Source organism: Acidimicrobiales bacterium, assembly GCA_036270875.1.
Taxonomy (GTDB): Bacteria; Actinomycetota; Acidimicrobiia; order Acidimicrobiales; family AC-9; genus AC-9.
Map to the genome: position 1 here is coordinate 23,192 of DATBBR010000121.1, position 12,703 is coordinate 35,894.

14 protein-coding genes and 1 riboswitch are annotated in these 12,703 nt (G+C 70.2%); of the genes, 7 read left to right on the forward strand and 7 right to left on the reverse strand.

Annotated features, from left to right (window positions below):
• Positions 1 to 2: 2 nt before the first annotated feature.
• Together VH112_12175 and VH112_12180 are read right to left on the reverse strand one after the other, a co-directional pair.
• The gene (locus tag VH112_12175) at positions 3 to 386 is read right to left on the reverse strand and encodes a helix-turn-helix transcriptional regulator (GenBank protein HEX4540992.1); all 384 of its coding nucleotides are present in this window, start codon (positions 384 to 386) and stop codon (positions 3 to 5) included.
• A gap of 67 nt (positions 387 to 453) precedes the next feature.
• Positions 454 to 786: a hypothetical protein gene (locus VH112_12180; GenBank protein ID HEX4540993.1), complete on the reverse strand. Its 333-nt coding sequence runs from the start codon at positions 784 to 786 to the stop codon at positions 454 to 456.
• A 262-nt stretch (positions 787 to 1,048) separates the two neighbouring features.
• On the opposite strand from VH112_12180, the gene VH112_12185 reads away from it, so the two are divergent.
• Positions 1,049 to 2,017, forward strand: coding sequence for a D-glycerate dehydrogenase (locus VH112_12185; protein HEX4540994.1), 969 nt, complete (start codon positions 1,049 to 1,051; stop codon positions 2,015 to 2,017).
• Positions 2,014 to 2,676: an RraA family protein gene (locus tag VH112_12190; GenBank protein HEX4540995.1), complete on the forward strand. Its 663-nt coding sequence runs from the start codon at positions 2,014 to 2,016 to the stop codon at positions 2,674 to 2,676. Before VH112_12185 ends, VH112_12190 begins: the two co-directional genes overlap by 4 nt.
• Here the strand turns inward: VH112_12190 and VH112_12195 are convergent.
• Positions 2,673 to 3,143, reverse strand: a complete 471-nt coding sequence (locus VH112_12195) for an ureidoglycolate lyase (protein HEX4540996.1) — start codon at positions 3,141 to 3,143, stop codon at positions 2,673 to 2,675. The two genes, VH112_12190 and VH112_12195, sit on opposite strands and share 4 nt — an antisense overlap.
• A gap of 43 nt (positions 3,144 to 3,186) precedes the next feature.
• Positions 3,187 to 4,191 (reverse strand): zinc-dependent alcohol dehydrogenase family protein, encoded by a 1,005-nt coding sequence (locus VH112_12200; GenBank protein HEX4540997.1) that lies wholly within the window; start codon positions 4,189 to 4,191, stop codon positions 3,187 to 3,189.
• A gap of 46 nt (positions 4,192 to 4,237) precedes the next feature.
• On the opposite strand from VH112_12200, the gene rpiB reads away from it, so the two are divergent.
• On the forward strand, positions 4,238 to 4,711 hold the full coding sequence (gene rpiB / locus VH112_12205) for a ribose 5-phosphate isomerase B (GenBank protein HEX4540998.1): 474 nt from the start codon (positions 4,238 to 4,240) through the stop codon (positions 4,709 to 4,711).
• Positions 4,712 to 4,721: 10 nt separating this feature from the next.
• Positions 4,722 to 5,669: a DMT family transporter gene (locus VH112_12210; GenBank protein HEX4540999.1), complete on the forward strand. Its 948-nt coding sequence runs from the start codon at positions 4,722 to 4,724 to the stop codon at positions 5,667 to 5,669.
• 9 nt (positions 5,670 to 5,678) lie between these two features.
• Here VH112_12210 and VH112_12215 read toward each other — a convergent pair whose 3' ends face one another.
• The gene (locus VH112_12215) at positions 5,679 to 6,845 is read right to left on the reverse strand and encodes a DEAD/DEAH box helicase (protein HEX4541000.1); all 1,167 of its coding nucleotides are present in this window, start codon (positions 6,843 to 6,845) and stop codon (positions 5,679 to 5,681) included.
• A 178-nt stretch (positions 6,846 to 7,023) separates the two neighbouring features.
• The gene (locus tag VH112_12220) at positions 7,024 to 8,142 is read right to left on the reverse strand and encodes an amidase (GenBank protein HEX4541001.1); all 1,119 of its coding nucleotides are present in this window, start codon (positions 8,140 to 8,142) and stop codon (positions 7,024 to 7,026) included.
• 24 nt (positions 8,143 to 8,166) lie between these two features.
• On the opposite strand from VH112_12220, the gene VH112_12225 reads away from it, so the two are divergent.
• Positions 8,167 to 8,670, forward strand: coding sequence for an O-acetyl-ADP-ribose deacetylase (locus VH112_12225; GenBank protein ID HEX4541002.1), 504 nt, complete (start codon positions 8,167 to 8,169; stop codon positions 8,668 to 8,670).
• Here VH112_12225 and thiC read toward each other — a convergent pair.
• Entirely contained in the window at positions 8,667 to 10,376 is a 1,710-nt protein-coding gene (thiC, locus tag VH112_12230; GenBank protein HEX4541003.1) for a phosphomethylpyrimidine synthase ThiC, read from the reverse strand. The genes VH112_12225 and thiC overlap by 4 nt on opposite strands.
• Positions 10,365 to 10,475: riboswitch (TPP riboswitch) on the reverse strand. Its footprint overlaps the gene before it by 12 nt.
• Before the next feature lie 50 nt (positions 10,476 to 10,525).
• On the opposite strand from thiC, the gene VH112_12235 reads away from it, so the two are divergent.
• Together VH112_12235 and VH112_12240 are read left to right on the forward strand one after the other, a co-directional pair.
• Positions 10,526 to 11,404 carry a PaaX family transcriptional regulator C-terminal domain-containing protein gene (locus VH112_12235; GenBank protein ID HEX4541004.1) on the forward strand — a complete coding sequence of 293 codons (879 nt, stop codon included), beginning with the start codon at positions 10,526 to 10,528 and terminating at the stop codon, positions 11,402 to 11,404.
• A gap of 106 nt (positions 11,405 to 11,510) precedes the next feature.
• The coding region (locus VH112_12240) for an LLM class flavin-dependent oxidoreductase (protein HEX4541005.1) at positions 11,511 to 12,703 on the forward strand (1,193 nt) is incomplete at its 3' end.

Genomic DNA, 12,703 nt, shown 5'->3' on the forward strand with positions numbered 1-12,703 from the left:
CCCTAGCGGTTGGCGGCCCGGTAGCTGCGGTACACGGCGAGAAGGGCTTCTTTCTGGCCGTCGGTCAGCCCGGGATCGCAGCGGATGGCCGTCTCGGTCGGCGGCCCCCCGCCGTTCCCGCCGACATGCTGGTCCTGCTCCTCGCCCTCCAGCACCCCCGCCTGCGACAGCAACGTCTCGGCCGAGAGGTTCAGCGCCCTGGCGATCGACCGCAGCACCCTGACGGACGGCTCATGGAGACCCCGCTCGACCTGGCTGAGGTAGGGGTTGGAGACGTGGGTGAGCTCAGCCATGTCGCGGAGGGACAGATTGGCGAGCCGCCGCTGGGAGCGGATGAACGCTCCCAGGGACTCGAGCCGTGATCGCCATATGTCGTCGGTGACCATCTCTGCAGATGAGGGTACCGATCGAGGGGTAGGGACGCCGTGCACCCCTACCCCTCGTCAGCGAGTGTCAGGCCGCCGTCGACTTCGGGGCCGTCGACTTCGGGGCCGCCGTCTTCTTGGTCGTCTCGGTGCCCGTCACGAAGGGCTCCGCCACGTTGAGGACGTTCGTCACGAACTCCCGCTGGTTCGCGAGCAGCTTCTCGGCGAAATCGAACACGTTGCCCGCCACCTCGGTCGGCCGAGGAAGCTGATCGGCAAACGGAAGCTCGGGCCGCCCGGGGATGATCTCCTCGACCGTCTCGGTCCAGCCCCGTACCGCTTCGATCAGCACGTCCTGGTACTGCTTGAGCCCGTCCAGCACCTGGTACTGGACGCTCTCGGTGATGTCGGCCACGGTCATTGGCCGTCTCCTTCCTGTTGTCAACGGACTTCGCTAACTATAGTTCGCATGCGCATATCATGTCAAGGGAGACGCGACGAGAGGCGCTGATCCACTCGCTCAACGAGAAGAAATCCCCCAAGATCTGCGTGAGCGATCGCTATTTCCGCACGTAGACCCAGGCCCCCCCAGCGAGTGACTCGACTGTACCCCGCTCGGTCGGTTCCTATTCCTCTGACATCAGCGGCCCAGCCCTCGCCTGCGCAGGCGTTACCGTGACCCCGTGCCAGGTCCCGCCGCCCGCCGAGTCCTGGTGACCCGCCAGCTTCCGACAGGGGGCCTCGATCCCCTGGTCGAAGCCGGCCACGAGATCGTGCAAGGACCCGACGACGAGCCGCTCACCGGTCAGCAGCTGTGCCGAGCGGCATCCGAGGCCGACGCCATCATCAGCGTGCTGACAGACCGGATCGACGCCAGCCTGATCGCGGGCGCTCCCAAGCTGCGGGTCATCGCCAACGTCGCCGTCGGCTACGACAACATCGACCTCGAGGCGGCGCGTGGTGCCGGCGTAGCCATCTGCAACACCCCGGGCGTGCTGGACGAGACCACCGCTGATCTGGCCTTCGCCCTGATCCTGGCCGCCGCTCGCCTCCTCGGTCAGGCCGAGCGGGACCTGCGCGCCGGCCGCTGGGCGGGTTGGGGTGTCGGCCAGTACCTCGGCCACGATGTGCACGGCGCCACCCTCGGTGTGGTCGGCTACGGCCGGATCGGCCGAGCCGTGGCCCGGCGCGGCGAGGGCTTCGGGATGCGGGTCCTGCACCACTCCCGCCATCCCGACGGTACCCCCGGGTACGTGGCCGACCTTGACGAGCTGCTGCGGCAGTCCGATGTCGTGAGCCTCCACATCCCTCTCGACGACAGCACTCGCGGGCTGGTCGACCTCGAGCGCCTGGCGGCCATGAAGCCGACGGCGGTGCTCGTCAACACGTCCAGGGGGCCCATCGTCGACGAGGAGGCGCTGGCGGTCGCTCTGGAGGAAGGACGGATCTTCGCCGCCGGGCTGGACGTGTTCGAGCACGAGCCTGCTGTCCACCCCCGGCTGCTGGCCGCGCCCCGGGTGGTCCTCACTCCCCATATCGGCAGCGCCAGTGTCTCCACCCGGACCAGGATGGCGAGGATGGCTGCCGAAGGGGTTCGGGCGGTCCTGGCGGGCGAGGTGCCCCACAACCTCGTCGGGGAGCGACCGCGATGAGGGAGCCTGCTGGTGTCCATGACCAGCTGCTGAGCCTGGGGTCGGCGACCATCGGCGAGTCAGGGGGACGGCCCCTGCACCCCCGCATCAAGCCGGCGTGGCCGGGCGCCCGCCTGGCGGCACCCGCGTACACGGTCACCTGCTCACCAGGCGACAACCTGGCCATACACGTCGCCGTCGCCGACGCGCCGGCGGGGATGGCCCTGCTGGTGGACGCGCACGAGCGACCAGAGCGCGGATACTGGGGAGAGGTCCTGACGACCGCGGCCGAGGCGCGCGGCCTGGCCGGCCTCGTCATCGACGGCGGTGTGCGGGACGTGACCGCCGTGGCCGCCCACGGCTTTCCGATCTTCAGCGCCCTGGTTGCTCTCCCCGGGGCCACCAAGTTCGGGGGCGGCGCCGTCGGCGGCCAGGCGCGGATCGGCGGGGTCGAGGTCGCTCCCGGCGACTGGGTGGTCGGCGACGCCGACGGCGTCGCCGTGGTGGCCCGTCCGGACCTCGAAGCCGTCCTGGCTGCGGCCTGGTCCCGCGCCGACAAGGAGACGGCGATGTTCGATCGGCTGCGCCAGGGCTCGACCACGCTCGAGCTGCTGGGTCTCGACGGGCGATCGGTCGAGCGGTCCGAACCCCCGTCGGGCCACGGAGAACCCGAGCCCTAGAGGAGCACCTCGACGATCGTCCCGAGGTCCCGCTCGATGTGAGCCACCTCGTTGTCGGTGGCGAAGAAGCGGCCCTGGACGTTCACCAGGTCCACGTGGTCCATGAGGGGATACGGACCCCAGTGCCAGACGTGCAGCCCAAGGTTGACGCCGGCGGATCCATCGCACACGAACGCCCGCACCGTCTCGAGGTCCTCAGGGGACGCGAAGTCGTGCTCGGGCGGGGCCACGACCAGCAAGGTCGGCTTGCCCGCCAGGGCGACCAGTGCCTGTGTGGCCCGGTGGTGGCGGTTGAGATGGTCACAGCGCAAGGGCCGCCGCTCGTAGTGCAGCACATTGAGGTGGAACACCTCCTCGCCTCGCAGCTGCATCTCCATGTCGCCAGCGGCGACCACCTGACCGAACGGGGCGAAACCCTTCTCGGTCAGTGGCTCGGCGCGGACGGTAAAGGTGGCCACGGCAGCCATCTCAGTCTCCTTCTCCCAGGGCCCATCAGGCCACGCCGGAATGCTAAGGCGCGATCCTCAGCACGGCCACGCCGTTCACCCGGCCGCCGGCCAGATCAGCGAGGGCTTCGTCGGCCCGCTCGAGCGGGTATGGCTGGGTCTCGACCCGGGGTCGGATGCGGGCAGCCAGCCGGAGCAGCTCCTCCCCGTCCTCCCGGGTGTTGGCGGTCACGCTGGTGAGCGACCGCTCCTCGAACAGGTGGCGCTCGTACGACAGGACGGGGACATCGGTGAGGTGGATACCGGCGACTGCCAGGGTGGCACCCCGATCGAGGGCGGCGAGCGCGTGAAGCACCAGGTTCCCGACCGGCGCGAAGAGGATCGCAGCGTCGAGCGGCGCCGGCGGTAGGTCATCGAGCCCGCCGGCCCACTCAGCGCCCAGGTCGAGCGCCAGTCGCTGAGCGGCGGCTCCACGAGTCACCACGTGCACCGCGGCGCCCTGGGCCTCGGCGATCTGCGCCGTCAGGTGGGCGGACGCGCCGAAGCCGTAGATGCCGAGACGACCACCGGGTGGGAGCTGCGAGCGCTTCAGCGCCCGATAACCGATGATCCCCGCACACAGCAACGGCGCCGCCTCCTCGTCCGGAAAGGTGTCCGGGAGGTGGTACGCGTACCGCTCGTCGACCACCGCCGCCTCGGCGTAGCCGCCGTCGGCGTCCCAGCCGGTGAAGCCCGGGCTCACGCACAGGTTCTCGTCGCCCCGCAAGCAGAACCGGCAGCGCCCGTCGGTGTGCCGGAGCCAGGCGATGCCCGCCCGGTCCCCGACAGCGAACCGCTCCGCGCCCACCCCCAAGGCGTCCACCCGCCCGACGATCTGGTGACCGGGCACCACCCCTGGGTGGTGGGGCGGAAGGTCACCCTCGGCCAGATGAAGGTCAGTGCGGCACACCGCGCACACGGCGATCCGCACCCGTATCTCGCCCGGTCCCGGATCGGGCACCTCCCGGTCGACGAGCCGCACGGGCCCACCGGCAATGGGTCCAGGCCGCTCGACGATCCACGCCCTCATGCCGCCACCCTCACACCGGGAGCCTCATCCCTGACACGATGGCACCATGCGGATCGCCCTTGCATCGGATCACGCCGGCTACCCGCTCAAGGTCGAGGTGGCCAAGCACCTCGAGGGAGCCGGGCACGAGGTCCTCGACCTGGGAACGGACTCCGAGGCTCCGGTCGACTACCCGCCGTTCTGTGCCGCCGCTGCCCGAGCGGTCATCGCCGGCGACGCCCAGCTCGGGGTGGTCATGGGCGGCAGCGGCCAGGGAGAGCAGATATCGGCCAACAAGGTCCACGGCGCGCGGGCCGCGCTCTGCCACGACGAGTTCACCGCCCGGCTGGCCCGCCAGCACAACAACGCCAACGTGCTGTCGATGGGCGCCAGGGTGCTCGGAGTGGAGCTGGCCTTGACTATCCTGGATGTCTTCGTGACGACCGAGTTCGAGGGTGGCCGCCACGTGCCTCGCATTGCGGAGATCTCCGCCATCGAGGCGGAGGAGTGTACGCGGGCCGCTCGACCTGGGGACGGGTAGAGAGAGGTCGATGGGGTTCTTCCTGGCCGTCATGGCCGCCCTATGCAACGCCATCTCGTCGGTGCTCCAGCGACGGGGCGCGTCGACCGCGCCGGAGAGCTCGGTGCTCCGGGTCAACCTGATGACCTACGTGCTCAGGCGTCCGGTTTGGCTGATCGGGTTCTCGACCATGGTCGGCGCCTTCCTCTTCCAGGCTGCCGCCCTGTCCTACGGGCAGCTCTCGACGGTGCAACCCGTCCTGGTCACCGAGCTTCTCTTCGTGCTGATCATCCTGTCGATCTGGTCGCGATCCCGTCCGGGCCGGGAGGAGTGGATTGGCGCCCTTGCCGTGACCGGCGGGCTCGCCGGCTTCCTGCTGGCGGCGAGCCCCGCCGGCGGCAGCACCGACGCCATGGCCGGGGACTGGGGCGTCGCCGGCGCCGGTACGGGGGTCGTCGTGTTGGCGCTGATCGCCATTGCCCGCACCAACCGCTCGCCGTTCGCGAGGGCCGCGCTCTTCGGCTCGGCGGCAGCGATCACGTTCGCCCTCAACGCCGCCTTCATCAAGGCGTCCACCAACCTCATCGGTCAGGGCACCGTCCACTTCTTCGCCAGCTGGCCCCCCTACGCCGTAGCTGTCACCGGGCTGGCCGCGTTCTTCATCCTCACCAACGCCTTCCAGAGCGGACCGCTCACCGCGACCCAGCCCGCCCTCACGGTTGTCGATCCGATGGCGAGCATCATCATCGGGGCCGAGGTGTTCGGCGAGACCCTGCGCGACAGCCCCGGGTGGGTGGCCCTCGAGGTCGTCACCCTGCTGATCATGGCTGTCGGAGTCGTGCTGTTGAGCCGCGGCCCACTCGTGTCGACCGAGATGGGCGAGGCCACGGCGGGACGGGCAAAGGGTGCGACGCCGCCCGGCCCACTGCCGCCGGCGCCCCACAGCCGGGCGGTCGGGCCGTCGGGGCGCTCCGGCTGAGGAGGGATCTCAGGCAGCGTCCTCGTCGGGCTTCCACGCCGCCAGGTCGGCCAGGCGCTCGTCGTTCGAGAACACCTCGACGATCGGGACCCGAAGGCCGACCCGCTTCTGAATCCGCTCCACCTCGAGGACCTGGTCCCACAGCACGAGGGTCACGACGATGCCCTCGACCCCGGCGCGAGCCGTGCGCCCCGAACGGTGGAGATAGCCCTTGTGGTCCTCGGGGGGGTCGTAATGGACCACGACGTCCACGGCGTCGATGTCCAGTCCCCGAGCGGCGACGTCAGTCGCTACCAGCGCCGGGAGCTGCCCACGGGAGAAGTCGCGCAGCGCGCGCTCGCGGATCCGTTGAGGCAGATCGCCGTGGATCGGGGCCGCCTTGACACCCTCCCTCTCCAGCTGCTGGGCCAAGCGGTCGGCGCCTCGCTTGGTCCTGGTGAAGAACAGCGTCTTGTCGACGCCGCGTGCGACGGCCGCAGCGACCTTGACCTTGTCGAGCTGATGCACGGCCAGGAACCGATGCTCCATCTCCTCGACTGTCACCTGGGCAGAGATGACCTCGTGCCGCACGGGGTCACGCAGGTAGTGGCGGACGAGGTAGTTGACATCGCCGTCGAGGGTGGCCGAGAACAGCAGCGTCTGGTGCGGGCGCTCGACCCGGCGGAGCAGCCATTCGACCTGGGGCATGAAGCCCATGTCGGCCATGCGGTCGGCCTCGTCGAGCACGAGGGTCTCCACGTCCGCCAGGGAGATCGCTCCCCGGTTATCCAGGTCGATCAGGCGGCCAGGTGTCGCCACGGCCAGGTCCGTCCCTTTCTGGAGCGCAGCGATCTGGCGCTCCATCGGCGCCCCTCCGTAGAAGGCGGCCACGCGCCGGTCGAGGACGGTGCCCAGCGGGGCCAGCACATCCCGCACCTGGAGCGCCAGCTCTCGCGTGGGCACCAGGACGAGGGCGCGGGGCCGTCCAGGTCGCGACTGCCCGATCTGCTGGAGAAGGGGCAGGCCGAACGCCAAGGTCTTGCCGGAGCCGGTCTTCGCCTTGCCGCACACGTCCCGCCCAGCCAGGACGTCGCCGATGGTCTGGGCCTGGATCGGAAAGGGCTCGGTGATGCCTTGGGCACTCAGCGCCGCGGTGAGCTCGGGTTTGATGCCGAGGCCGTCGAAGGTGACGGTCATGAGGTTGGGAACTCTCCTTCTCAGTGGTTCGGATGGCGGTCGTACGGCCACCCCACGGCACACACCCCTGTGCGCGCCACCACGAAAAGGTCGAGGCGACCTCGATGGGGCCGGCCCGAAGGCACGGCCACCAGGCAAATTGTACCTGAGCCCGCGCTCGCCCAGTGCCATGGCGTCGCTACCCAGCAGCGATGGCGCGCTCCAGGACGGCCCCGAAGGCCAGCAGTCGCTCTTCGGCGCCCGCCGGCGCCACGAGCTGGACGCTGGCGGGCAGGCGACCGGCGGGGACGGGGAGGACCAGCGCCGGCAGGCCGGCCACGTTGACGGGGAGGGTCAGCATCGTCAGCTGCAGGTCATCGAGAGCATCTGCCGCGGGCGGGAACACCGGCAGGGTCGGCAGGGCGATCAGCTCGACCAGCGAGAAGGCCGCTTCCAGTTCCGCAAGCCAGCGCGCCTTGACGGCCTCGGCCGAGGCACGCGCCTCGGGCGTGATGGTGCCCGCCACCTCTATGCGCTGGGCGACGTCCTCACCGAGCCGATCGCGCCGCTCGAGGAGGCGCTCGAGGTTCTCCCAGGCCTCGGCCAGGAGGATGCCACCACCGGCGCCGAACGCCTCGGTCCAGCCCGGCAGCTCCACTCCCTCGACCTTGCACCCGACGCCGGCGAGGGCGCGGTCCACGGCGGCGTCGATCTCAGGGTCGACGTTCCCGTACCGGAACCGGCCGACGGTCGATGGCACCGAGCCCCCCACCTCGAATCCCGGCTCGAGCAGCTCCATGCCCTTCACGACGCCGGCCACGTCCCTGGCCATCGGGCCGATCGTGTCCAGGCTGGTCGCCAGTGGCCAGACTCCATCGAGGGGCACCCTGCCGTGGGTCGTCTTGAGTCCAACCGTCCCGCAGCACGCCGAGGGGATCCGCACGGAGCCTCCGGTGTCGCTGCCGAAGGCGAGGTCGGCCTCGTCGCCGGCCACGGCCACTGCCGAGCCGCTGGAAGAGCCGCCCGGTATGCGACGCCGGTCGAGTGGGTTGACGGGTGTTCCGAAGCCGTGGTTTATCCCACTGGCACCGAAGGCGAGCTCATGGAGATTGGCCTTGCCCACGATGCGGACCCGCCCGGCGAGCTCAGCCGCCCTGGCCCCGGCCATGCACGCTGCATCCTCCGCCGCTGGCGCGGCGTCCTCGGCGACCGCCCGGCACCCGGCCGTGGTCGGCAAGCCGGCCAGGTCGATGAGGTCCTTGACCGCAAGTCGGTCGCCGGTGCCCGTGGTCTCCAGTCGGTGGATGAAGGTGGCCATGGTGGCGCAACCTACCCTGTCGTAGTGCGGATCGAGGCGGTCCAGGGCGACATCACTCGCGAAGAGGTGGACGCCATCGTCAACGCCGCCAACCAGTCTCTGGGCGGCGGTGGCGGCGTCGACGGTGCCATCCACCGGGCGGCGGGGGCCGACGACCTCCACCGGGCGTGCGCCAGCCTCGGCGGCTGCCCGACCGGCGACGCCAAGGCCACGCCCGGCTTTCGGCTACCGGCGCGCTGGATCGTGCACGCCGTCGGTCCCCGCTACCGTGACGGTCGACGGGGTGAGCCGGAGCTCCTCGCCTCCTGCTACCGGCGGGCGCTGGAGGTCGCCGAGGAGGTCGGCGCCCGCTCGGTCGCCTTCCCGGCCATCTCGACCGGCATCTACGGCTATCCCCCCGAGGAGGCAGCCTCGATCGCCGTCGAGACGCTCCAGTCCGCCGAGACGGGTGTCGAGGTGGTCCGCCTGGTCGCCTTCGACGAGCCAACGCTCCGTCTGTACGAAGCGCGGCTGACCGGCGCGGGCTAAGGCCGGCCCGGCACCTCCTGGTAGATCTCCGACCCGGTGGCGCGGAACTCCGCCGCCTTCTCCTTCAGGCCCACCTCGACCGCCTCGACATCGCCGATCCCGTGGGCCTCGGCGTACTCCCGCACGTCCTGGGAGATTCGCATCGAGCAGAACTTCGGTCCGCACATCGAGCAGAAGTGCGCCGTCTTGGCCGGCTCGGCGGGCAGGGTGGCGTCGTGGAACGACCGGGCCGTCTCGGGGTCCATGGCCAGGTTGAACTGGTCTTCCCAGCGGAACTCGAAGCGGGCCTTGGAGAGGGCGTCGTCCCACGCCTGGGCGCCTGGATGGCCCTTGGCCAGGTCGGCGGCGTGGGCGGCGATCTTGTAGGCGATCATCCCCTGCTTCACGTCCTCCCGGTCGGGGAGGCCCAGGTGCTCCTTGGGCGTCACGTAGCAGAGCATCGCCGTGCCGAACATCCCGATCATCGCCGCCCCGATGGCGGACGTGACGTGGTCGTATCCGGGGGCCACGTCCACCGTGAGCGGACCCAGGGTGTAGAAGGGCGCCTCGTGGCAGAGCTCGATCTGGAGGTCGACATTCTCCTTGATCTTGTGCATCGGCACGTGGCCCGGTCCCTCGATCATCACCTGCACGTCGTGCCGCCAAGCGACCTCGGTGAGCTGGCCCAGCGTCGCCAGCTCGGCCAGCTGGGCGTCGTCGTTGGCGTCGGCGATCGAACCCGGCCGCAGCCCGTCGCCGAGCGAGAAGGCCACGTCGTAGGCGGCCATGATCTCGCACAGCTCCTCGAAGTGGGTGTACAGGAAGTTCTCCTCGTGATGGGCGAGGCACCACGCGGCGAGGATCGATCCACCCCGGCTGACGATCCCAGTCACCCGCTTGGCGGTGAGCGGGACGTACCTGAGGAGCACGCCGGCGTGCACGGTGAAGTAGTCCACACCCTGCTCGGCCTGCTCGATGATCGTGTCCCGGTACACCTCCCAGCTCAGGTCCTCGGCCCGGCCGTCGACCTTCTCCAGGGCCTGGTAGATGGGCACCGTGCCGATGGGGACGGGCGAGTTGCGCACGATCCATTCCCGGGTGGTGTGGATGTCCTGCCCCGTCGACAGGTCCATCACGGTGTCGGCACCCCATTGGGTGGCCCAGCTCAGCTTCTCCACCTCCTCGGCCACCGAGGAGGTGACCGCCGAGTTCCCGATGTTGGCGTTGACCTTCACCAGGAAGCTCCGACCGATCACCATCGGCTCTGACTCGGGGTGGTTGACATTGGAGGGGAGTATGGCCCGACCTTTTGCCACCTCGTCACGAACGGTCTCGGGCGCCACCCCCTCGCGCAGCGCGGCGAACTCCATCTCCGGCGTCACCACGCCCCGCCGGGCGTAGTGCATCTGGGTGACGGTGCGCGACGGACGCGCCCGCAGGGGCTGGGGCGCTGATCGCCACAGCCCCTCCGCCTGAGCCCCTCGACGGACAGCTGCGCGGCCGTCGTCACGCAGTGACGCGGCGCGGCCGGTCGCCTCCTCGACATCCTGGCGATCGAGTACCCACGGCCGTCGCGCCGGGGGCAATCCCGCAGCGGGGTCCGATCCCGGACCGCTCGTGTCGTACAGACGCACCGGGGGACCGGAGGCCAGATCCACCTCGGCGAACGGGACTCGCACCCCTGGGCGTGCACCATCGACGTAGACCTTGCGGCGCCCCACGGTCATCGTTCCTCCCTCCGCCGGCATTACCCGGTTCAGGTCAACGGTCGGCACCCGACAGGCGCCCTCTCAGCCCGGTGTCTCCGAGCTCCCGTGCTCGTCAGTCTTCCACACCTGTATTGACGGGCGGACGGCGGCTGCACACAATTACGGTCGTGGCTACTACGTCCGTTCCTATCCCGACCAGGGTGCTCGTGCTCGGCATGGCCCACGAGGAAGGCACCATCCTCGCCGACGAGCTGTTCACGGTGGCAACGGCGTGTGGCCAGACGGCCGAGCAGGTTCGCTCGTGCCTGCGGCGGCTGGTGAGCGAGGGCCTCTTCATCCGGAGCGGGACAGGCCGGAGTGCACGCTACGACGCCACCGAGGAGGGGATGGCGGCTCTGGGGTCGACCCTCGAGCGGACCCGACTGGCCTACGTGCAGGATGCCGCCGGGCGAGGCTGGGACCGGCAGTGGCGCCTCGTGAGCTTCGCAGTTCCCGAAGGGAGGCGACCCGCCCGCGACACCCTGCGCGACCGCCTCCTGCAACTGGGTGGGGCGGCCATCCAGGGTGGCCTGTACGTCTCGCCCCATCCCTGGCACAAGGACGTTCGCGCCGCGGCCGAGCGCCTGGGCGTGACGGCGATGGTGTCGATGGCGACGACGGAGGATCTCGACGTCGGCGGCCAGCGAGACCCGAGGGAGCTGGCGCGGACGTTGTGGGCGGTCGACGAGCTGGACCGGAGCTACCGGGCGTTCGTCGAGCGCTTCGCCGCCGTACCCGACGTGCTGAAGGGGATGCGTCGGGACCGCAGACGACTCCTGGAGAAGGAGTTCCTCCCTGGCGCGCTGTCGATGGCCGTGGACTTCCAGGACTGCTTCAACCGCGACCCGCTCCTGCCGCCCGAGCTGCTCCCCCGACCCTGGGCCGGACGAGAAGCTCGCGACCTGGTCGTGACCAGCCGGCGTCTGGCCCTGGCCGCACGAGCGGCGCACGGCCGCCCGGCGTTGTTCAGGTTCTTCGACGAGGCGGTGGAGACGATCCCGGGCTGAGGCCGGCCCAGGACGCCGACCCCGACGAGCGTGGCCGGCCCGGGAGGTCGACCCGGACGAGCATGGCCGGCCCGGAGGCCGGCCCCGAGAAGATAGCGAGGTCCGAATGAGGTTCGGCATCTTTTACGAGCATCAGCTCCCCCGCCCTTGGGCGCGCGACGACGAGCACCGGCTGCTGAAGGACGCCCTCGAGCAGGTCGAGCTGGCCGACAAGCTGGGCATCGACTACGTGTGGGAGGTCGAGCACCACTTCCTCGAGGAGTACTCCCACTCCTCGGCCCCCGAGGTCTTCCTCGCCGCCGCCAGCCAGCGCACCAGCCGCATCCGTCTCGGCCACGGGATCGTGCAGCTGCCGCTGGCGTTCAACCACACAGCCCGGGTGGCGGAGCGCATCGCGACCCTCGACCTGGTGTCGGACGGACGGGTCGAGTTCGGTACGGGCGAGTCCTCGTCCGAGGCCGAGCTGGGCGGCTTCGGGGTCGACAGGGCAACCAAGCGCGAGCAGTGGGACGAGGCACTCGACGCGGTGACCCGGATGTTCGTCGAGGAGCCGTTCGCCGGCTACGAGGGCCGGTACCTGACCATGCCGCAGCGCAACGTGGTGCCCAAGCCGCTCCAGCGCCCCCACCCGCCCCTGTGGGTGGCGTGCAGCCGACGGGAGACCATCCACCTGGCTGCGACGAAGGGGATCGGTGCGCTCTCCTTCTCGTTCATCGAGCCTTCCCAGGCCAAGGAATGGGTCGACGACTACTACGCCACCATCGCATCCGACGAGTGCGTCCCCGCCGGGTTCGCCGTCAACCCCAACCTCGCCGTGGTCATGCCGTTCATGTGCCACGAGGACGAGGAGGTGGCCATCGAGCGGGGGCTCGACGGCGGACACTTCTTCGGTTACTCCCTCGCCCACTACTACGTGTTCGGCAACCACTCGCCGGGGCGCACCAACGTCTGGGAGGAGTTCGAGTCCAACCGGGCGCTGTGGGGCTTCGACAAGAAGGTGGCCTCCCAGACCGGGGGGAGCATCGCGGCCCAGCTGTTCGAGCAGGGCCTGGGCTCGCTGCGGGGAGCGGTGGGCACACCAGACCAGATCCGGGCGCTCATGCGGGGCTACGCCGACGCCGGCGTCGACCAGGTCATCCTCGTCAGCCAGTCAGGGCGCAACCGCCACGAGCACATCTGTGAGTCGCTCGAGCTGTTCGCCCGAGAGGTAATGCCCGATCTGCGGGAGGGCGAGGACGCCAGGGAGAAAGCCAAGGCGGAGCGGCTCGCGCCGGCTGCGGAGGCGGCCATGAGCCGGCG